Genomic DNA, 723 nt, shown 5'->3' with positions numbered 1-723 from the left:
AGTTCTTTAATCTGCTTCATGGCGGCAGCAAGTTCAGAGGCAGGAACAACCTGTTCTCCGGCGGCCACAGCAGTAAGACTTCCTTCCTGGTATTGCTTACGCCAGAGAAATAACTGGCTGGCTGCTACACCATGTTGCCGGGCAACGAGGGAGACCGTCATCCCCGGTTCAAAGCTCTGCTGAACAATTGCGATCTTTTCCTGTGTGGTACGCCGTCTGCGTTTCTCCGGCCCTAAGACATCAATCATCTGTACTCCAATGACTAGTCTAAAAACTAGTATTAAGACTATCACTTATTTAAGTGATACAGGTTGTCTGGAGATTCAGGGGGCCAGTCTACTGAGGTAGCCTGAGTTTAACGGACACTCCTTCCTGAAATAGAATGGCATCAGAAGGAGCTAATAATGAGCAGAAAAAACCAACGTTACTCTAAAGAGTTCAAAGCCGAAGCTGTCAGAACGGTTCTTGAAAATCAACTTTCGATCAGTGAAGGCGCTTCCCGATTATCCCTTCCTGAAGGCACTTTAGGACAATGGGTTACCGCCGCCAGAAAAGGGCTCGGTACTCCTGGTTCCCGCACGGTGGCTGAACTGGAATCTGAAATTCTGCAACTGCGTAAGGCGTTAAATGAAGCTCGCCTTGAGCGAGATATATTAAAAAAAGCAACAGCGTATTTTGCACAGGAGTCGCTGAAAAATACGCGTTAATCGAACAATGGCGACA

General features: G+C 47.4%; 1 protein-coding gene and 1 pseudogene. One reads left to right on the top strand and one right to left on the bottom strand.

Features of this window, described 5'->3' with window-relative positions; translation table 11 throughout:
- A partial coding sequence (locus tag BHE85_RS17565) for a transposase (protein WP_000567707.1) occupies nucleotides 1-248 on the bottom strand: 248 nt, incomplete at its 3' end.
- A 156-nt stretch (nucleotides 249-404) separates the two neighbouring features.
- On the opposite strand from BHE85_RS17565, the pseudogene BHE85_RS17560 reads away from it, so the two are divergent.
- Nucleotides 405-723 (top strand): annotated as a pseudogene (locus BHE85_RS17560) (transposase); the annotation flags it as partial.

The organism is Shigella sp. FC1567 (genome assembly GCF_001743015.1).
GTDB lineage: Bacteria > Pseudomonadota > Gammaproteobacteria > Enterobacterales > Enterobacteriaceae > Escherichia > Escherichia coli.
Note: the sequence above shows the minus strand (reverse complement) of the source record. Positions and strands in the feature narration are given on the sequence as shown.